This window comes from Devosia sp. Root436 (genome assembly GCF_001426345.1).
Lineage (GTDB): Bacteria > Pseudomonadota > Alphaproteobacteria > Rhizobiales > Devosiaceae > Devosia.
Map to the genome: position 1 here is coordinate 269,557 of NZ_LMEM01000009.1, position 18,254 is coordinate 287,810.

Below are 18,254 nucleotides of genomic sequence, written 5' to 3' on the forward strand. Positions count from 1 at the left end.
GTCACCCGCCGCCTTGGCAACCGCCCGACCCAGGCGTAGTGTCCGCCTCCCAAACCGAGACCCGGCGCCATGGACCTGTTCACCCTCACTGCCTTCACCATCGCCTATGCTATCGCCGTGCTCGTTCCCGGCCCCGGTGTCGCGGCCGTGGTCGCCCGCGCTCTGGGCGGCGGCTTCAAGGGCGCCTTCCCCATGGTGCTCGGCATCCTGGCCGGCGACCTCGTCTATTTCGTCTTCGCCGTCTTCGGCCTCGCCGCCATCGCCACGTATTTCGGCCCCATCTTCGTCATCGTCCGCTGGGCCGGCGCCGCCTACCTGCTCTATGTCGCCTATCGCTTCTGGACCGCCCGTCCCGGCTCCGAGCAGATGAAGCCGAAAAACGAGGACGGCTGGAAGACCTTCCTGGCCGGCTTCTCGCTCACCATGGGCAATCCCAAGACCATCGTCTTCTATCTCGCTATCCTGCCCACCGTGATCCCGCTCGACCAGATGAACCCCGTCGCCTTCGCCGAACTGACCGCCATCGTCGTGGTCGTCCTGCTCATCATCGGCTGCGGCTATGCCTGGCTGGCCTCGGCCGCGCGCGAAATGTTCAGGAGCCCCCGCGCCCTCGGCCGCCTCAACAAGACCGCCGGCGCCATGATGGCCACCGCCGCCGGCCTCGTCGTCTGGCAGCACTAACCCCTTCACCTCTCCCTTCGGGGAGAGGTCGGCGCGCAGCGCCGGGTGAGGGGGCCTTCCCACTCACCTTGCTGCCGCCATTTGCAGGCCGGCCTCAGCCGAAAATCGGCCGCACCTCGATATCGCCCTCCCATTCCGGCCAATGTTCCTTGTGCAGGTTCGCAAACCGCACCGCCCATTCCATCGCCTCTTCCATGCCCGGCACGTCATAGACCGCGTAGCCACCGACCAGTTCCTTGCTCTCGGCAAACGGCCCGTCGGTAACGATCACCTTGCCGCTGCGGATATTGATGAAGGCGCTCTGCTCCTTGCCCATCAGTCCGCCCTGCGTCACCAGCACTCCGGCAGCCTCCGCATCGGCGCCCAATTGCCCGATCGCCTGCATCAGCGCCATCGGTGGCGCGCCGGCTCCAGCCTTGGTCGTCTTGACCAGTGTCATGAATTTCATCGTCGTCTCCTTCCAAAGGCCCGTTCGGCCCACCCTGGCAACGAGTGAAGGTGTCCGGATTCGACAGGGACGCAAGCTGCAGACGAAATGCGCATTTGATAATCGATAGCGCACCACTGCTTATTTATTGCGCAGTTTGACGTTGGATTGAGCGGCCTCGCTTTCCGTGATTCGCGGCGCCCTTCTCCCATGATTTCATTCAAACAGTTGAATATGAACGACAATTCAAACCAATCCGATACTGGCACGCTTCGTGCTTCATAGGAATTGCGGCACGTCGCGTGCCCAACGAATTCGGTGTCCAATGCCGGGCACCACCTCAGGCAAAGCTGCCAACTGACAAACGCCTTCGGTCTTCGGACCCGGCGGGTCGGTTGGCGGCTTTTTTGTTTTCACGGCTGCCCGGCAGCAGAGTGGGAGAAAGACGTCGATGGTCGAAAGACTCGTCATCATTGGTGCAGGCATGGCCTCCGGCCGCGCGCTGGAGCATATTTTCGAGGATGCCCCCGGCCGCTTTGACGTCACCCTGTTCGGCGCCGAGCCACGCGGCAACTACAATCGCCTGATGCTCTCCCCGGTCCTGGCCGGCGAAAAGGACTACGAACAGATCATCACCCACGACGACGCCTGGTACGAGGCGCATGGCGTCCATACCCGGTTCGGTGAAAGCGTCACCGGCATCGACCGGCAGCGCAAGATCGTCATCTCGAAAAATGGCGAGACGCCCTATGACAAGCTGATCGTCGCCACCGGCTCCGCGCCCTTCATCATTCCCCTGCCCGGCAAGGACCTGCCCGGCGTCATGGCCTTCCGCGACCTCGACGACGTCAACCGCATGGTCGAGGTCTCCCGTCGTCCCGGCGCCAGGGCCGTGGTCATCGGCGGCGGCCTGCTCGGCCTCGAAGCCGCTGCCGCCCTGCGCGCCCGCGGCATGGAAGTAGTCGTGCTCCACCTCATGGGCCATGTCATGGAGCGCCAGCTCGATCCGGCCGCCGGCTACCTGCTGCAGCGCGATCTCGAAGCGCGCGGCATCAAGGTTCATTGCAAGGCCCAGACCAAGGCCATTCTCGGCCAGGACCGCGTCGAGGCCGCCGCCCTCGAAGACGGCACCGTCTACGGCGCCGATATCGTGGTCATGGCCGTGGGCATCCGCCCCGAAGTCCGCATCGCCACCGATGCAGGCCTGCATGTCGAGCGCGGCATCGTCGTCAACGACCAGATGGTCACTTCCGACCCCGACGTGCTGGCGCTCGGCGAATGTGTCGAGCATGAACGCATTGTCTATGGCCTCGTCGCCCCGCTCTATGACCAGGCCAAGGTGCTGGCCAAGACCCTGGCCAAGATCGACGCCGCCTTCCGCCCGGTGCAGACCGCCACTCAGCTCAAGGTGACCGGCGTCTCGGTCTATTCGGCCGGCGATTTCGCCGAGGCCGAAGACCGCAACGAGATCGTGCTGCGCGACGCCACTTCGGGCGTCTACAAGCGCCTCGTGCTCAAGCAGGACAAGGTCATCGGCGCCGTCCTCTATGGCGAAACCGGCGACGGCCCGTGGTTCTTCGACATGATCCGCAAGGGCACCGATACCAGCGAGATGCGCGATACGCTGATCTTCGGCCAGGCCTATCAGGGCGGGTCCCCGCTCGATCCCATGGCGGCGGTGGCCGCCCTGCCCGACGATGCCGAGATTTGCGGCTGCAACGGCGTCTGCAAGGGTGCCATTACCGGCGCCATCACGGCCAAGGGCCTCACCACCCTTGATGGCGTCCGCGCCCATACCAAGGCCTCGGCTTCCTGCGGCTCCTGCACCCATCTCGTCGAGCAACTGCTCCACGCCACGCTCGGCGACGCCTACAACCCCGCCGCCATCCAGCCCATCTGCCCCTGCACCGAATATGGCCACGACGACGTGCGCCGGCTGATCATCGCCAAGAGCCTCAAGTCCATTCCCGCCGTCATGCAGGAGCTGGAATGGAAGACCTCCTGCGGCTGCGCTAAGTGCCGCCCGGCCCTCAACTATTATCTCGTCTCCGACTGGCCAGGCGAATACGAGGATGACGGCCAGTCCCGCTTCATCAACGAGCGCGTCCACGCCAATATCCAGAAGGACGGTACCTATTCGGTCGTGCCCCGCATGTGGGGCGGCATGACCAATCCGAAGGAACTGCGCGCCATCGCCGATGTCGCCGACAAGTTCCAGATTCCCGCCGTCAAGGTCACCGGCGGCCAGCGCATCGACCTGCTCGGCGTCAAGAAGGAAGACCTCCCGGCCGTCTGGGCCGATCTCAATGCCGCCGGCATGGTCTCGGGCGCCGCCTATGCCAAGGGCCTGCGCACCGTAAAGACCTGCGTCGGCTCCGACTGGTGCCGCTTCGGCACCCAGGATTCCACCGGCCTGGGCATCCGCCTCGAAAAGTTCATGTGGGGTGCCTGGACCCCGGCCAAGGTCAAGCTCGCCGTCTCCGGCTGCCCGCGCAACTGCGCCGAAGCCACCTGCAAGGATATCGGCGTCGTCTGTGTCGATAGTGGCTACGACATCCACTTCGCCGGTGCCGCCGGCCTCGACATCAAACCCACCGAACTCCTCTGCCACGCCGATACCGAGGACGAAGCCCTCGAGATCATCGTCGCCCTCACCCAGCTCTACCGCGAGCAGGGCCGTTATCTCGAGCGCATCTACAAATGGGCCAAGCGCGTCGGCACCCCTTCCATCCTGGCCAATGTCGTCACCGACCGCGACAAGCGCCGGCACTATTATGAGCGCTTCGTCTTCTCGCAGACCTTCGCCCAGGTCGATCCATGGGAAGAGCGCGTCAACGGCAAGGACGCCCACGAATTCGCCGCCCTCGCCGAGTTCGGCATGCCTGTAGCAGCAGAATAGGGAGATCACCCATGACCGACTGGATCGAGATCGGCACCATCGACGCCATCCCGCGCCGTGGCGCCCGTTGCGTCAACACGCCGGCAGGCCGGATCGCTGTGTTCCGCACCCAGCAAGACCAGGTTTTCGCCATCGAAAACCGCTGCCCCCACAAGCAGGGCCCACTCAGCGAAGGCATCGTCCACGGCGCTTCCGTCACCTGTCCTCTGCATAACTGGGTCTTCGACCTCGCCACTGGCAAGGCGCTTGGCGCCGACGAGGGCCAGGTCAGGATCTATCCGATCGATCTCGTCGATGGCCGCATTTTCATGGCGCTCGAAAGCGCCCTGGTCGCCGCCGAATAACCCCCTCCCCAACCCCAAGCCCCCTGCCCAAGGAGCCGCTATGGCCTACGTGATACCAACCGAATTTGTGACCAAGATGATCGATGCCGGCGAGGCCAAGGTCTTCATGTCCACCCGCGACACGCTGATCCGCGCCTTCATGGCCGGCGCCATCCTGACCCTTGGCGCGGCCTTTGCCGTCACCATCACGGTCAATACCGGCCAGCCGCTGGCCGGCGCCATTCTGTTCCCCGTCGGCTTCTGCCTGCTCTATCTCATGGGCTTTGACCTGCTGACCGGCGTCATGACCCTGGTGCCTCTGGCGCTCATCGACAAGCGTCCCGGCGTCACCCTGCAGGGTATGCTGCGCAACTGGGGCCTGGTCTTCACCGGCAATTTCGCCGGCGCCTTCACCGTCGCGGTGCTGATGGCCATAACCTTCACCTTCGGCTTCACCCAGGAGCCCAACGCGGTCGGCCAGGCCATCGGCCATATCGGCGAAGGCCGCACCGTCGGCTATGCCGCCCACGGCGCCGCCGGCATGCTGACCCTGTTCGTCCGCGGCGTGCTCTGCAACTGGATGGTCTCGACCGGCGTCGTCGGCGCCATGATGTCTACCTCGGTTTCCGGCAAGGTGCTGGCCATGTGGATGCCCGTCATGCTGTTCTTCTACATGGGCTTCGAGCATTCCGTCGTGAACATGTATCTGTTCCCCTCGGGCATCATGCTGGGCGGCCAGTTCTCGATCATGGACTACCTGATCTGGAACGAAATCCCCACCGTGCTCGGCAATCTCGTCGGCGGCTTCGCCTTTGTCGGCCTGGCGCTCTACGCCACCCACAGCGCAAGGGCCACGCAGCGCGCCGCTTCCGGCAAGTTTGCTCCTGCCGAGTGATACAATCGGGCGCTCCGCATCGCGGGGCGCCGTCTTCTCCGGATTATCCATGAGTGCCAGCCTCGCCATTTCCCTCGGACAGCATTCCGACAAGGGCCGCAAGCCGGCCAATCAGGATTTCTATGGCGCGCTGATCCCGGCCCAGCCGGCGCTCGACCTCAAGGGCATCGCCATCGCCCTGGCCGATGGCATTTCCAGCAGCGATGTCGGCTCCATCGCCGCCCAGACGGCAATCAAGAGCTTCCTGACCGACTATTACGGCACCTCCGACTCCTGGCCGGTCAAGACATCGGCTCATCGCGTCATTGCGGCCACCAATGCCTGGCTGCATGCCCAGACGCGCGCGCAACAATCCGACGATGTCGATAGCGGCTATGTCTGCACGCTGAGCGTTCTCGTCCTCAAGTCCCGCGCCGCCCACATCTTCCATGTCGGGGATTCGCGGGTTTATCGCCTCGCCGGCCGTTCGCTCGAGCAATTGACCATCGATCACCGCGTTCCCGCTGCCGCCAACCGCTTTTATCTCGGCCGCGCCCTGGGCATCGGCGGCAATGTCGAGGTCGACTATCGCAGCGTGCCGGTCGGCGTCGGCGATGTCTTCGTGCTCACCACCGATGGCGTCCATGAACATGTCGATGGCGCCACCATTGCCGACGCCATCGATGCCAGCCCCGACGATCTCGATGCCGCCGCCCGCCGCATCGTTGTCAGCGCCCTGGGCAATGGCAGCCCCGACAACCTCACCATCCAGATCGCCCGCATCGACGCCCTGCCCGGCGGCGAGGCCGCCGATTTCCTGGGTCAGTCCGCCGACCTGCCCCTGCCGCCATCCATCGCACCCGGAACCGACTTCGATGGCTACCGCATCCTGCGCCCGCTGCATGCCAATGCCCGCAGTCAGGTCTTCCTTGCCCAGGACCATACCGATGGCCGCCTTGCCGTCATCAAGGTGCCCGGATTGGACATGCGCGACAATCCGGCCTTCCTGCGCCGCTTCATGATGGAAGAATGGATCGCCCGCCGCCTCAACACGCCGCATGCCCTCGGCGTCCACCGGCAGGACCGCAAGCGCCACTACCTCTATCTCGCCACCGAATATGTCGATGGCCAGACCCTCACCCAGTGGATGACAGACAATCCTCGACCCGATCTCAACGCAGTGCGTGACATCATCGAGCAGGTCGCCCGCGGCCTCAACGCCTTCCATCGCCAGGAGATGGTCCATCAGGATCTGCGCCCCGACAATATCATGATCGACCGGACCGGTACGGTGAAGATCATCGACTTCGGCTCCACCAAGGTCGCTGGCGTCATCGAGGCCCAGCCCGTTGGCGATGAAGACCTGCTCGGCACCGTGCAGTATGCAGCCCCCGAATACCGTATCGGCAATGCCGGCACCGATCGCTCGGACCAGTTCTCGCTCGGCGTCATCGCCTATCAGATGCTCACCGGCCAGCTCCCCTACGGCCCCCACGCAGCTATGCTGCGCGGCGCCGCCGATCTGGCACGCCTGCGCTACCAGCCCGCCTCCACTCCCCAATTCGGCATTCCCGAATGGGTCGACCGGGCCCTCGAAAAGGCACTCCACCCCGACCCCGCCCAGCGCTACGAGGCCCTGTCGGAATTCACCTACGATCTCCGCCATCCCAACCCCGCTTTCGCCACCCTGCCCGCTCGTCCGCTGCTGGTCCGCAACCCGATGCGCTTCTGGCAATTGCTCTGCCTGGCGCTCGCCGGCGCCGTGTTCGTTCTCCTCGTTCTGCTGCTCGCCTAGCGGGGAAACCGTGGCCAACTGCCTGGTCGGAATAAGACTTCCGGCGGGATGGTGCATCTGGGGCGGCGCATGCGACAGTGGCGACACACACTCGCCAGAGGCCAATTATGCATCCCTTCACCGCGCAACTGCAGCAAGCTCTCCAGCACGACAGGCCGGTCCCGCGCCGCGACGCTGCCGTTCCATCGGCACAGGCCGACACAATGGCGATCCAGGCGGAACTGGTCGGTATCCTGGGCGGTACGGGCGCCTGGAAAGTGTCCCCCTGGTCCGAGGACAAACCGATGGTGGCGGCGCCCATTCCCCAGGCGTGGATTTATCAGTCCGGCCAGGGCATTTCGCTGCTGCCGGGCCTGCGGCTCGAGGTCGAATTGGCCCTGGTCAGCGCTGCGGACGGAACATTCTCGATCGCGCCGGCCTTTGAGCTTGTCCGCTCGCGCCTGGAGCCGGGCGCCGATTGGCCGGACCTCGCCAAGAAGGCCGACCTCATGTCGACTGCCGGCCTGGTTCTGGGGCCGGCCCAGCCGCTTCCTGCCGGCGACAATCCCGATTGCCCCGTCCGGCTGACCACCGGTGACGGCGCGACACAAACCAGCACGACGCCGCTGCTGCGCGACCCATTGCTGCGCGCCGCCGCCTGGGCCGCCGACTATGCCGACAGGCTCGGACTGCCATTCGCCGCCGGAACGGTTATTATGACCGGCGCCCGGGTGGGCCCCATGGATATCCTCCTCGGCGAAACCGTCGCGGAACTGGGCAGCCTGGGTACGGTGCGGTTCCACACGCTCTAGGTGGCTGATGTTCACATGAGCATCAGAGATTCAACACTTCATTCTAGGCTGTTGAAATCTCCTTGTCGGTCAAGGCATTTCTCAGAAAATTCAAACTCCTAGCCAGGCGATCCTCGCCTTCCCGAACCACAAAAATGTTCAAATGAACATTTTTGAGTTGCAAACACCCTGCTGGCTGATACCGTTTGGGTCAGCACGGGGCGGGGAGGCCCTGGCGAAAACAAGGGAGTGAGCATGTTTAAGAACGCATTGCGTCTGTCGGTAGGGTTGGCCACCATCCTCGCGGCAACGCCGACTTTTGCACAGACCGAAATCGCCTGGTGGCACGCCATGGATGCCGAACTCGGCCAGAAGCTCGAGGCCATCGCCCAGGGTTTCAACGATAGCCAGGACGAATTCGTCGTCGTGCCGTCCTACAAGGGCACCTATCCCGAGACGCTGACCGCCGCTATCGCCGCCTTCCGCGCCAACGAACAGCCGGCCATCGTGCAGGTCTACGAAGTGGGCACGGGCACCATGATGGCCGCCAAAGGCGCCATCAATCCCGTATACCAGTTGATGGAAGCGGCCGGCGAACCCTGGGATCCGTCGGCATTTCTGGCCCCGGTAACCGGCTACTATTCCGACACGGACGGCAATATCCTGTCCATGCCCTTCAATTCGTCCACGCCCATCATGTACTACAACAAGGACGTGTTCGAAAAAGCCGGCCTCGATCCGGAAACCCCGCCCAAGACCTGGGCCGAACTGGAGGCCATGAGCCGCCAGATCATGGAATCGGGCGCCGCACCATGTGGCTTCACCAGCGGCTGGATCACCTGGATTCAGACCGAGAATCTCTCGGCCATCCACGACCAGCCCTATGGCACGCTCGAAAACGGCTTTGGCGGTCTCGGTTCCGAATTCACCTTCAACGGACCGGTCCAGGTCAAGCACTGGGGCAACCTGAAGAAGTGGGCCGATGAAGGCCTGTTCGAATATGGCGGCCCGGTCGGGGGTGGCGATGCTCCGCCCAAATTCTATGCGCAGGAATGCGCCATGTACATGAACTCCTCGGGCTCGCGCGCTGGCGTCATTGCCAACTCCAAGGAGTTTGAAGTCGGCTTCGCGCCCCTGCCTTACTATGACGACGTGATCGCCGAGCCGAAGAATTCCATCATCGGCGGCGCCACGCTATGGGCGCTCAACGGCAAGGATCCCGAAGTCTACAAGGGCGTGGCCCAGTTCTTCACCTATCTGTCGAGCCCCGAGGTCCAGGCCACCTGGCACCAGGGAACGGGCTACCTGCCGATCACCTACGCTGCCTACGATCTGGGCAAGGAACAGGGCTATTACGACGCCAATCCAGGCGCCGATATCGCCATCAACCAGATCACTCGCGGCACGCCGACGGCCAATTCCAAGGGCGTCCGCTTCGGCAACCTGACCCAGGCCCGCACCGTGGTCGACGAGGAATTCGAAGCCATGCTCTCGGGCAGCAAGACCGCCCAGGAAGCCCTGGACTCCGCCGTCGAGCGCGGCAACCAGATCCTGCGCGACTTCGAAGCCGCCAATAGCTGATCCTCCCGGCTCGTCCCCACCTGGTGGGTGGGGACGACCACTCCCGGACGGCTTCGGCCGCCCGGGACCTGCAGTCGTGACCGTCGGGAGACCCCATGCAAACCAAGCGCACAATCTTCCCCAATAAGCTGCTCCCCTACGTCCTTCTGGCGCCGCAACTCGCGGTGACGCTGATTTTCTTCATCTGGCCGGCAGCGCAGGCGGTGAAGTCCTCGTTCGAGCGGGAAGACCCCTTCGGCTTCCGCACCACCTTCATCTGGTTTGAAAACTACACAAGGCTGTTCTCCGAGCCCGGCTATGTGAATTCGCTGGGCAAGACCGCCATTTTCGCGGTTTCGGTGACGCTGCTCTCGATGAGCCTGTCGCTGCTGCTTGCCGTGGCGGTGAACCGGGTTCTCAAAACCAACCGCGTCTATACGACCCTGCTGGTCTGGCCTTATGCCGTGGCGCCGGTGGTGGTGGGTATTCTGTGGTGGTTCATGTTCAATCCCACCATCGGCATTGGCCCCTACATGCTGCGCGGCCTGGGCATCGACTGGAACCATCGCATCGATGGCACCCAGGCCATGATCCTCGTCGTTATGGCTGCGAGCTGGAAGCAGATTTCCTACAATTTCCTGTTTTTCGTGGCCGGCCTGCAATCGGTGCCGCAATCGCTCACCGAAGCGGCGGCCATCGATGGCGCCGGGCCCTTCAAGCGGTTCTGGACCATCGTCTTCCCGCTGCTGTCGCCGACCACGTTCTTCCTGCTGATCGTCAACATCAACTACGCCATGTTCGACACCTTCGGCCTGATCGACGCCACCACCAATGGCGGCCCGAACCAGGCCACCAATATCCTGGTCTACAAGGTTTATGCCGATGGCTTCCTGGGCCTCAATATCGGCTCGTCGGCCGCGCAATCGGTGGTGCTGATGCTGATCGTGATCGTGCTCACCGCCATTCAGTTCCGCTATGTCGAGCGGCGCGTTCAGTACTGAGGAGAGCAGAGAATGGTCGAAAATCGCCCCTGGCTCTCGTTCATCACCCATCTGGTGCTGATCGTCGGTGTCGTCATCGTCGTCTTTCCGGTCTATCTGGCATTCGTCGCCTCGACCCATGGCAGCGGGGACTTTCTGCGCGGCCTGGTGCCGCTGCTGCCGGGGCCCTACCTGATCGAAAACTATGGCCGCATGCTCACCGAGGGCATTTCCACCGCCGGCGCGCCGCCGCTCTGGATCATGCTGTCCAACTCGCTGATCATCGCCATCATCATCGCGGTGGGAAAGATCGTCATCTCGCTGCTCTCGGCCTATGCGATCGTGTTCTTCAAGTTCCCCCTCCGCATGGTGGCCTTCTGGATCATCTTCATCACGCTGATGCTGCCCGTCGAGGTCCGCATCATCCCCACCTTCGCCGTGGTGGCCAATCTGGGCCTGCTCAATTCCTATGTCGGGCTGACCCTGCCGCTGATCGCCTCGGCCACCGCGACCTTCCTCTTCCGCCAGTTCTTCCTCACCATTCCCGATGAGCTGATGGAAGCGGCGCGGGTGGATGGCGCCGGGCCGATGAAGTTCTTCCGCGATATCCTGCTGCCCCTTTCGCGCACCAATATCGCGGCGCTCTTCGTCATCCTCTTCATCTACGGCTGGGTGCAGTATCTCTGGCCGCTGCTGGTGACCACTGAAAGCCGCTACTACACGGTCGTCATGGGCATCAAGCGCCTCGCAGCCACGGCCGATACCGAGCCGTTATGGCACCTGGTCATGGCCTCGGTGATCCTGGCCATGCTGCCACCCGTCCTTGTCGTCATCTTCATGCAGCGCCTGTTCGTCAAAGGCCTCGTGGAAACGGAGAAATAAGCCATGGCCACGATCAACCTCGTCGACCTGAAAAAAAGCTACGGCAACGTGCCGGCGGTAAAGGGCGTCAACCTGTCGGTGGCAGATGGTGAACTCATAGTCCTGGTCGGCCCCTCGGGCTGCGGCAAGTCCACCTTGCTGCGCATGGTGGCCGGCCTTGAATCGGTGACCTCGGGCCATATCGAGATCGCCGGCCGCGACGTGGTCAAGGCCGAGCCGGCCGAGCGCGATATCGCCATGGTATTCCAGAATTATGCGCTCTATCCGCATATGACGGTGCGCGGAAACCTGGAATACGGCCTCAAGAACCGTGGCACGCCACGGACCGAAATCGATCGCCGGGTGAACGAGGCCGCCGACATTCTTGAAATCGGCCAATTGCTCGATCGCAAGCCGCGCCAGCTTTCCGGCGGCCAGCGCCAGCGCGTCGCCATGGGTCGCGCCATCGTGCGCGAACCGGCCGCCTTCCTGTTCGACGAACCGCTGTCCAACCTCGACGCCAAGCTGCGCGTGCAGATGCGGGTGGAAATCCGCAAGCTGCAGCGGCGGCTCAAGACCACCAGCCTCTATGTCACGCATGACCAGCTCGAAGCCATGACGCTGGCCGACCGGCTGGTGGTGATGAATGGCGGCCTCGTCGAACAGATCGGCACGCCGACCGAGGTCTACGATCACCCCGCGACGCTGTTCGTGGCCGGCTTCATCGGCTCGCCGCCGATGAACCTCATCCCCACATCGGCACTGGGAACCGATGGCGCCAATGGCCTGCCGGCAGGAACCGACATTGTCGGCGTCCGCCCCGACGCCCTGCTGATCCAGCGCCCGGAAGGCCCCTGCATCGCACTTGAGGCAACCGCCGATCTGCTGGAACCGATTGGCGGCGAGAGCCACCTTCACGTCAAGCTGGAAGGCTCGGGCCAGGCCATCATCCTCAGCGTTCCGGGCCGCCCCGACATTGCCGAGTCGGCGCACCTCACCATCTACGCGCGGCCGTCCGAGCTGCATCCATTCAGTTCGCAGACCGGGCGCCGCACCGACACCGTCGCAAAATCGTAGCAAGACCGGGCTAAGGCCCACTGGACCAATTCAAAGACGCACCATGACAGCCAATCCAGCAATCGGTCCCAACCGGGATGAAGTCCAGGCCCATCGCGGCGCTTCGGCAGTGGCACCCGAAAACACCATCGCCGCCTTTCGCGCGGCAGCGGAACAGGGCGCCCGCTGGGTGGAGCTGGACGTGGCCCTGTTGGCCGACGATACGCTGGTCGTGATCCATGACGACAGTGTCGACCGGACCACGTCGGGAACCGGCAAGCTGGCCACGCTGCGTCAGGCCGATCTCCCCGCGCTCGACGCTGGCGCCTGGTTCGATGCGCGCTTTGCCGGCGAACCCCTGCCCACCTTGGCGGAGACCATTGCCGCCTTGGGCGATTTGGGCATGGGCGCCAATATCGAGATCAAACAACACCCCCATCACAAGTCGCTGGACCAGTTGATACGGGCCGTCCAGCACGATCTGCGCCAGCGCAAACCGGGCATGCCGATCATGATCTCGAGCTTCGATCCCGAGGCGTTGCGGGCCATGCACCTGCTGGAGCCGGACCTCGAAATGGCGATGCTCTGGTCGGACCTGCCTGACGACTGGGAAGCCCGGCTGGCCGCCATTCCCGCCACCACCATCCATCTCAACTACAAGTCGCTGAGCATCGGCATGCTGGAGCGGGCGCGACAGCGCGGCATCAAGGTGCGTGCCTGGACCAGCAACGACCCGATCGAGCTCAAATCGTTCTGGCCTGCAGGGCTGACCGGTGTGATCACCGACAACCCGAAGGTCTATCTGGGGTAGCGAGGCAATGGGGCAGGACAGGCTTTCGAGCCGCCAACGCGACATTCTTGCTTTGATCGAGGCCGAGGGCGCTCAATATATCGAGCACCTGGCGGCCCGCTACGGCATGACGACGCAAACCCTGCGGCGCGACATCAACGCGCTTTGCGACCTTGGCTATACGCGGCGGTTTCACGGCGGCGTCGACCTGCCGGTCGAGGGCCGCAACATCTCGGTCAACGTCCGCGCCGCCTTGAACAGCGGTGCCAAGCAACGCATCGCCCGGCGCATCGCCGCCGTCATCGAGCCGAATTCGACCGTGTTCATGGGCATAGGCAGCACGGTCCAGTTCGTGGCGGCGGCATTGCGCGAACATGAAGGACTGCGTGTCGTCACCAACAATATCGATGTGGCGCTGACACTGTCGGAGGCCCCACAGGTGGAAGTTCATATGACGGGCGGCTTGCTGCGCCATAACGACCGTGACGTGGTGGGCGCCGATGCACTGCGCTTCTTCGAGAAATTCTATGCCTCCTACGCCGTGATCGGCGCGGGCGCGCTCGACCCGACCAAGGGCGTGCTCGATTTCAGCTACAGCGAAGCGCAGACCACCACGACGCTGATCGAGAATTCGCGCACCCAGTTGCTGGCCGCCGATGTCAGCAAATGGACGCGGGACGCTTCCGTGCGCGTCGTGCCCTTCAAAAGTATCGACACCTTCTTCACCGATCGTCTGCCCGAGGATGGCGCCGCCATGCAGGCTCTTGCGGATGCCGGAACCGAAGTCGTTCTCTGCGGCGAGGATCCGGCATGATTTTTCGTGGCCTGGCGCCCCTGCCCGAACAATTGCAGGGGGTCCGCTATCTCTTCACCGATATCGACGACACCCTGACCACCGGTGGCCGGTTGCTTCCCGAAACCTATCAGGCGCTTTGGGATCTTCATGCTGCCGGCATTGCCGTGATCCCGGTCACCGGCGGGTCGGCGGGATGGTGCGAGCACATCGTCCGCGCCTGGCCCGTTGCCGCCGCCATCGGTGAGAGCGGAGCCCTGGCAATGACCCTGGAAAACGGGCAGGTAGAAATGGACTTCTGGGACGGCGAGGCCGTGCAGGCAGAGCGACAGGCCCAGCACCTGCATATGGTCGAACCGCTGCTGCAAGATTTCGTGCTGGCGCGCGACCAGCGTTTCCGCCTCGCCGACCTGGCGATCGATATCACCGGACGGTCGCGGCACGACGTCGATGCCCTGGCCGACCGTATCCGCGCCCTGGGCGCCAGGGTCGCCATTAGCTCGATCCACATCAACTCCTGGATCGGCAACTACGACAAGCAGACCATGAGCGAGCGCCTGCTGCGCCGGCTCGATATCGCCCAGGATGAAATCGGGGAACGGACCGCCTTTGTCGGCGACTCGCGCAATGACGCCCCCATGTTCGGCTATTTCAGGAACGCCTTCGGCGTCGCCAATATCCTTCCGGTGCTCGATGACATCGCCACCAAGCCCCGATGGATATCCAGCCGTCCCGCCGGCCTCGGTTTCGTCGATATCGCCCGCACCATGATTGCCGCCAGAGGTGCGGCGCCGACTGCCTGATCCGTCGCTACTGCGACTGGTCACAATCCGCGCCGGCCCATAGGCGCACAGCCTCGCCCGCCCCGGCCCCCAGGGTCAGGCACTGTCCATCCGGGGGGCAAAGCGTCCAGGGGCTGGGCGTCATGCCCGAAGCGGCGAGGTTAAGGCTGGGTACCGGCCCCAATGCCGGCCGGTAGCTCCAGCGCCCATCGGCCCAGACGGCATCGGGGGGGACAGCGATGCCCGCCCCCGACCCTTCCACGCTGGCCTCCACCACCTGCAGCCTGTCGCCCTGGACCACCCAGCTTTCGCGCCACTGGGTGTGTTCCACCGAGTGGGTCCAGCTCAGGGTGAAGCTCGAAGCCACCAGGGCCGCGACAGTGCCTGCCGTGGCGATGCACAGCATCAGGCCGCCGCCCCCTGCTCGGGCCGCTTCCGCAGGCGCCACCAATGCTGGCCAATCAGCAGCACCGCCAGTGCAAAGCCGAACTCGTCGGTCAGAGGCAAAGCCAGCATCAGCAGGATCGCGGCGGCAAAGGTCGCGATCCGTTCCAGCACATTGGCCGGACCGAAGAGATAGCCGACCACCGACACGCCCAGCAGGCCGATCGCCAGCACGGTCTTGAACACGATATACGTCACCTCCACCGGATAGCCGAACTGGGCCGCGATCGCCCCGCCATCCTGCAACATCAGGGACGGTGTATAGACCGCCATGAACGGCACGATGAAGCCGGCCGCCGCCAGCTTGGTGGCCTGGATCGAGATTTTGAGGCCCGAGGTCTTGGCCATCGGCGCGGCTGCAAAGCAGGCCAGCGCCACTGGTGGCGTCAGGTCCGCCATGATGCCGAAGTAGAAGACGAACATGTGGCTGACCAGCAGCGGCACCCCCAGTTCAAGCAGAGCGGGCCCCGCCAGCGAGGAGGTGATGATGTAGTTGGGAATGGTCGGAATCCCCATGCCCAGCACCAGGCAGGTGAGCATGGTCAAGACCAGCGAGAGGAACAGGTTGTCCTCGCCGATGGCGATGACGGCGCCGATGAAGGTCGAGGCGATGCCGGTCAGCGTCAGCGTGCCGATCACGATGCCGACGATGGCGCAGGCGATGCCGACCGGCAGCGCGTTGCGGGCGCCCTCGGCCAGTGAATCGCGTACGATGGCCAGGGTTTCCCGCCCGCCATTGACGAAGATGCAGGCCAGCACCAACGCGCCGATGACGAGTATCAGCAGGTTGACGCCAAAGCGCAGGAAAGCCGCCGAGGCCAGTCCCAGCGCCAGCCAGAACACATAACGGAAGACCTTGGGCCCGATGGCGGCGGCAAGCGGCGTGCCCAGGATGAGCACGACGACCAGCGCCAGGCCCATCGTCCCGGCAAAGATCGGCGTATAGCCGGCAAACAGCAGATAGACCAGCGCCGCCAGCGGCAGCACCAGCGGCCAGTTTTCCTTCACCGCCGTCCACGGATTGGGCAGGTCGGCCTTGTCCATCCCGCGCAACCCGGCCTTGCCGGCCTCCAGATGCACGACCCAGAAGCAGGTGGCGAAATAGAGAATAGCCGGAATGATCGCGGCCAGGACGATGGAGCTGTAGGGAACATCGAGCGTCTCGGCCATGATGAAGGCCACGGCCCCCATGATCGGCGGCATGATCTGTCCGCCCATGGACGAGGTCGCTTCCACCCCGCCCGCAAAGGCCGAACGGAACCCGAAGCGCTTCATCAGCGGAATGGTGAACTGGCCGCTGGCCACCACATTGGCCACGCCGGAGCCGGAAATGGTGCCCATCAAGGCCGAGGACAGGGTGCAGACCTGTGCCGGTCCGCCGCGCCAGCCGCCGACCAGCCCGAGCGCGAAATCGTTGAACAGCCGGATCATGCCGGCCCGTTCGAGAAAGGCCGCGAAGACCACGAAGATGAAGATATAGGCCGAAGACACATAGATCGGCGTGCCGTAGATGCCTTCGGTGCCGAAGCCGAAATGCTCGACGATCTGCGCGAAGTCATAGCCCCGATGCACGAAGGCGCCGGGCAGGTATTGGCCGAAGAAGCAGTAGGCGAGGAAAATGCTGGCGATGATGGCCAGCGGCAGGCCCATCAGCCGCCGCGCCGCTTCGAATACCAGGACGATCATCACTGTACCGACCGTCATGTCGAACGGGTTGAGAAAGCTGCTGCGCTTCAGCAGGTCCGCATAAAAGACCCAGTTGTAGACGCCGGTCAGGAAGCCGAGCACCGCCAGCGTCCAGAGGAAAATCCGCCCCGCCATGGTCTTGGCGACAAGGTTGCCGACCAGGCCGAAGCCGAGCAGCAGCAGGAAGCCGACATGCATGGCGCGCACCACCTGGCTGGGCAGCGTGCCATAGGCCGCCGTCCACAGCTGGAACAGCGCAAAGGCAATGGCGATGCCGAAGGCGATGCGGCCCATCAGGCCCGTGCCGAAGCCGGGCGGCAGGCCCTCCACCGCCTCCTCGACGCTGGTAGTTTCAGGCGTAATCGCCGCTGATGCGGAAGTCATCGAGTTTCCTCCCCAGGACTCGCAGGAATGGACGTCCGGGAGCACCCGCTCCCGGACGCGGATGGATCAGAGCAGGCCCATTTCCCTGTAGTAGCGCTCGGCGCCCGGATGCAGCGGGATCGAGAGCCCCTCGGTAGCCTTGGCGGGATCGATGGCGCCGGCAGCCGAATGTGACGCCTTGAGCCGCTCGAGATTCTCGAACAGCAGTTTGGTCATCTGGTAGGCGGTCTCGTCGCTGACGCCAGCGCGCGTCACCAGGATATTGCCGATGGCGGCCGTGGGAACGTCCTCGTCCTGTCCGTCATAGGTGCCAGCCGGAATAACGGCGGGAATGTACGGCGCGCCGATTTTTTCCACGACATCGGCGGGGATGGCGACGATGTTGATGTCCATCGTGGCCGACAGATCCTTGATGAAGGCAACGCCGAGACCGGACGATTGCAGCGTCGAGTCGAGCTGGCGATTCTTCATCAATTCGGCCGATTCCGCATAGGGCAGGTATTCGAGCTTGCCCAGGTCGTCATAGCTCATGCCCGAGGCGGCAAAGATCGCCCGGGCATTGAGTTCGGTGCCGGAGGCCGGTGCGCCGACCGACATCGATTTGCCCTTGAGGTCGGCGAAGGACGTGATGCCGCTTTCGGCGCTGGACACCACCTGCACATAATTGGGGTAGATCGCTGCGATGGCGCGCAGATCGGTCAGCGGCTGCGGGAACCCGGCTTCTTCCACGCCATCCCAGCCTGCCTTGACCGAGTCGCCCAGCGCAAAGGCGAGTTCGCCCTTGCCCTGTTGCAGCAGGTTGAGGTTTTCGACCGACGCCTTGGTGGCCTGCACCTGGGTACGGGCACCCTCGATTTCCTCGGCATAGATTTCCGAGAGGGCCACCCCGAGCGGGTAGTACACACCGGACGTACCGCCGGTGAGGATGTTGATGAATTCCTGGGCGTTGACGGCAGCGCCGCCGCTTATGGCCAGGACGGCGCCGGCAACCAGGCCCGCTACGCGACGGACGGGAACGAAAGACATGCGATAATCCTCCCTACATGTTTTTGTTTATGCCCCGGCACCTCTAAGCGACGGGACCGCCCGCTTCCTTGCAACGGGCGTGCCAACCACACAACGCCCATAGAACGGGCCTTTTTTGACGAT

Annotated in this window: 17 protein-coding genes; 13 read left to right on the plus strand and 4 right to left on the minus strand. The window is 63.9% G+C overall.

From position 1 onward, the window contains the following. Positions 1–69 precede the first annotated feature (69 nt). The gene (locus ASD04_RS06315; RefSeq protein ID WP_056254178.1) at positions 70–681 is read left to right on the plus strand and encodes a LysE family translocator; all 612 of its coding nucleotides are present in this window, start codon (positions 70–72) and stop codon (positions 679–681) included. Positions 682–775: 94 nt separating this feature from the next. Here the strand turns inward: ASD04_RS06315 and ASD04_RS06320 are convergent, their stop codons facing one another. After that, entirely contained in the window at positions 776–1,129 is a 354-nt protein-coding gene (locus ASD04_RS06320; RefSeq protein WP_056254180.1) for a YciI family protein, read from the minus strand. 430 nt (positions 1,130–1,559) lie between these two features. Between ASD04_RS06320 and nirB the strand changes: the two genes are divergently transcribed. From nirB to ASD04_RS06380, 12 genes are all read left to right on the plus strand, one after another. Next, on the plus strand, positions 1,560–4,007 hold the full coding sequence (nirB, locus tag ASD04_RS06325) for a nitrite reductase large subunit NirB (RefSeq protein ID WP_056254182.1): 2,448 nt from the start codon (positions 1,560–1,562) through the stop codon (positions 4,005–4,007). Positions 4,008–4,018: 11 nt separating this feature from the next. Further along, complete coding sequence (gene nirD / locus ASD04_RS06330) at positions 4,019–4,351, plus strand: nitrite reductase small subunit NirD (RefSeq protein ID WP_056254185.1); 333 nt, start codon at positions 4,019–4,021, stop codon at positions 4,349–4,351. 40 nt (positions 4,352–4,391) lie between these two features. Further along, positions 4,392–5,225 (plus strand): formate/nitrite transporter family protein, encoded by an 834-nt coding sequence (locus ASD04_RS06335; protein ID WP_056254190.1) that lies wholly within the window; start codon positions 4,392–4,394, stop codon positions 5,223–5,225. A 49-nt stretch (positions 5,226–5,274) separates the two neighbouring features. Beyond that, positions 5,275–6,999 carry a bifunctional protein-serine/threonine kinase/phosphatase gene (locus tag ASD04_RS06340; protein WP_056254193.1) on the plus strand — a complete coding sequence of 575 codons (1,725 nt, stop codon included), beginning with the start codon at positions 5,275–5,277 and terminating at the stop codon, positions 6,997–6,999. A 107-nt stretch (positions 7,000–7,106) separates the two neighbouring features. Further along, on the plus strand, positions 7,107–7,790 hold the full coding sequence (locus ASD04_RS06345) for a hypothetical protein (protein WP_056254195.1): 684 nt from the start codon (positions 7,107–7,109) through the stop codon (positions 7,788–7,790). A 234-nt stretch (positions 7,791–8,024) separates the two neighbouring features. Next, positions 8,025–9,350 (plus strand): sn-glycerol-3-phosphate ABC transporter substrate-binding protein UgpB, encoded by a 1,326-nt coding sequence (ugpB, locus tag ASD04_RS06350; protein WP_056254198.1) that lies wholly within the window; start codon positions 8,025–8,027, stop codon positions 9,348–9,350. A gap of 95 nt (positions 9,351–9,445) precedes the next feature. Next, complete coding sequence (gene ugpA, locus ASD04_RS06355; protein ID WP_056254201.1) at positions 9,446–10,330, plus strand: sn-glycerol-3-phosphate ABC transporter permease UgpA; 885 nt, start codon at positions 9,446–9,448, stop codon at positions 10,328–10,330. Positions 10,331–10,342: 12 nt separating this feature from the next. Then, the gene (gene ugpE / locus ASD04_RS06360; RefSeq protein ID WP_056254204.1) at positions 10,343–11,191 is read left to right on the plus strand and encodes a sn-glycerol-3-phosphate ABC transporter permease UgpE; all 849 of its coding nucleotides are present in this window, start codon (positions 10,343–10,345) and stop codon (positions 11,189–11,191) included. 3 nt (positions 11,192–11,194) lie between these two features. Beyond that, on the plus strand, positions 11,195–12,247 hold the full coding sequence (locus ASD04_RS06365) for a sn-glycerol-3-phosphate import ATP-binding protein UgpC (protein WP_056254208.1): 1,053 nt from the start codon (positions 11,195–11,197) through the stop codon (positions 12,245–12,247). A gap of 43 nt (positions 12,248–12,290) precedes the next feature. After that, positions 12,291–13,037, plus strand: a complete 747-nt coding sequence (locus ASD04_RS06370; protein ID WP_056254210.1) for a glycerophosphoryl diester phosphodiesterase — start codon at positions 12,291–12,293, stop codon at positions 13,035–13,037. Positions 13,038–13,044: 7 nt separating this feature from the next. After that, positions 13,045–13,830 (plus strand): DeoR/GlpR family DNA-binding transcription regulator, encoded by a 786-nt coding sequence (locus ASD04_RS06375; protein WP_056254213.1) that lies wholly within the window; start codon positions 13,045–13,047, stop codon positions 13,828–13,830. Next, on the plus strand, positions 13,827–14,612 hold the full coding sequence (locus ASD04_RS06380) for an HAD-IIB family hydrolase (RefSeq protein ID WP_056254216.1): 786 nt from the start codon (positions 13,827–13,829) through the stop codon (positions 14,610–14,612). The genes ASD04_RS06375 and ASD04_RS06380 overlap by 4 nt, the downstream gene beginning before the upstream one ends. Before the next feature lie 7 nt (positions 14,613–14,619). Here the strand turns inward: ASD04_RS06380 and ASD04_RS06385 are convergent, their stop codons facing one another. The 3 genes from ASD04_RS06385 to ASD04_RS06395 all read right to left on the minus strand — a co-directional run bounded on the left by ASD04_RS06385 (position 14,620) and on the right by ASD04_RS06395 (position 18,131). Further along, positions 14,620–14,997, minus strand: coding sequence for a DUF1850 domain-containing protein (locus tag ASD04_RS06385; RefSeq protein WP_200940239.1), 378 nt, complete (start codon positions 14,995–14,997; stop codon positions 14,620–14,622). Beyond that, a complete protein-coding gene (locus tag ASD04_RS06390; RefSeq protein WP_056254218.1) occupies positions 14,997–17,105 on the minus strand; it encodes a TRAP transporter permease in 2,109 nt (702 codons plus the stop codon). Before ASD04_RS06390 ends, ASD04_RS06385 begins: the two co-directional genes overlap by 1 nt. A gap of 66 nt (positions 17,106–17,171) precedes the next feature. Beyond that, positions 17,172–18,131 carry a TAXI family TRAP transporter solute-binding subunit gene (locus ASD04_RS06395; RefSeq protein ID WP_056254222.1) on the minus strand — a complete coding sequence of 320 codons (960 nt, stop codon included), beginning with the start codon at positions 18,129–18,131 and terminating at the stop codon, positions 17,172–17,174. Positions 18,132–18,254: the final 123 nt, after the last annotated feature.

Coding starts and splice junctions, on each gene's coding strand:
- ASD04_RS06315 (WP_056254178.1), top strand. CDS start 70: ATGGACCTGTTCACCCTCACTGCCTTCACCATCGCCTATGCTATCGCC.
- ASD04_RS06320 (WP_056254180.1), bottom strand. CDS start 1,129: ATGAAATTCATGACACTGGTCAAGACGACCAAGGCTGGAGCCGGCGCG.
- nirB (WP_056254182.1), top strand. CDS start 1,560: ATGGTCGAAAGACTCGTCATCATTGGTGCAGGCATGGCCTCCGGCCGC.
- nirD (WP_056254185.1), top strand. CDS start 4,019: ATGACCGACTGGATCGAGATCGGCACCATCGACGCCATCCCGCGCCGT.
- ASD04_RS06335 (WP_056254190.1), top strand. CDS start 4,392: ATGGCCTACGTGATACCAACCGAATTTGTGACCAAGATGATCGATGCC.
- ASD04_RS06340 (WP_056254193.1), top strand. CDS start 5,275: ATGAGTGCCAGCCTCGCCATTTCCCTCGGACAGCATTCCGACAAGGGC.
- ASD04_RS06345 (WP_056254195.1), top strand. CDS start 7,107: ATGCATCCCTTCACCGCGCAACTGCAGCAAGCTCTCCAGCACGACAGG.
- ugpB (WP_056254198.1), top strand. CDS start 8,025: ATGTTTAAGAACGCATTGCGTCTGTCGGTAGGGTTGGCCACCATCCTC.
- ugpA (WP_056254201.1), top strand. CDS start 9,446: ATGCAAACCAAGCGCACAATCTTCCCCAATAAGCTGCTCCCCTACGTC.
- ugpE (WP_056254204.1), top strand. CDS start 10,343: ATGGTCGAAAATCGCCCCTGGCTCTCGTTCATCACCCATCTGGTGCTG.
- ASD04_RS06365 (WP_056254208.1), top strand. CDS start 11,195: ATGGCCACGATCAACCTCGTCGACCTGAAAAAAAGCTACGGCAACGTG.
- ASD04_RS06370 (WP_056254210.1), top strand. CDS start 12,291: ATGACAGCCAATCCAGCAATCGGTCCCAACCGGGATGAAGTCCAGGCC.
- ASD04_RS06375 (WP_056254213.1), top strand. CDS start 13,045: ATGGGGCAGGACAGGCTTTCGAGCCGCCAACGCGACATTCTTGCTTTG.
- ASD04_RS06380 (WP_056254216.1), top strand. CDS start 13,827: ATGATTTTTCGTGGCCTGGCGCCCCTGCCCGAACAATTGCAGGGGGTC.
- ASD04_RS06385 (WP_200940239.1), bottom strand. CDS start 14,997: ATGCTGTGCATCGCCACGGCAGGCACTGTCGCGGCCCTGGTGGCTTCG.
- ASD04_RS06390 (WP_056254218.1), bottom strand. CDS start 17,105: ATGACTTCCGCATCAGCGGCGATTACGCCTGAAACTACCAGCGTCGAG.
- ASD04_RS06395 (WP_056254222.1), bottom strand. CDS start 18,131: ATGTCTTTCGTTCCCGTCCGTCGCGTAGCGGGCCTGGTTGCCGGCGCC.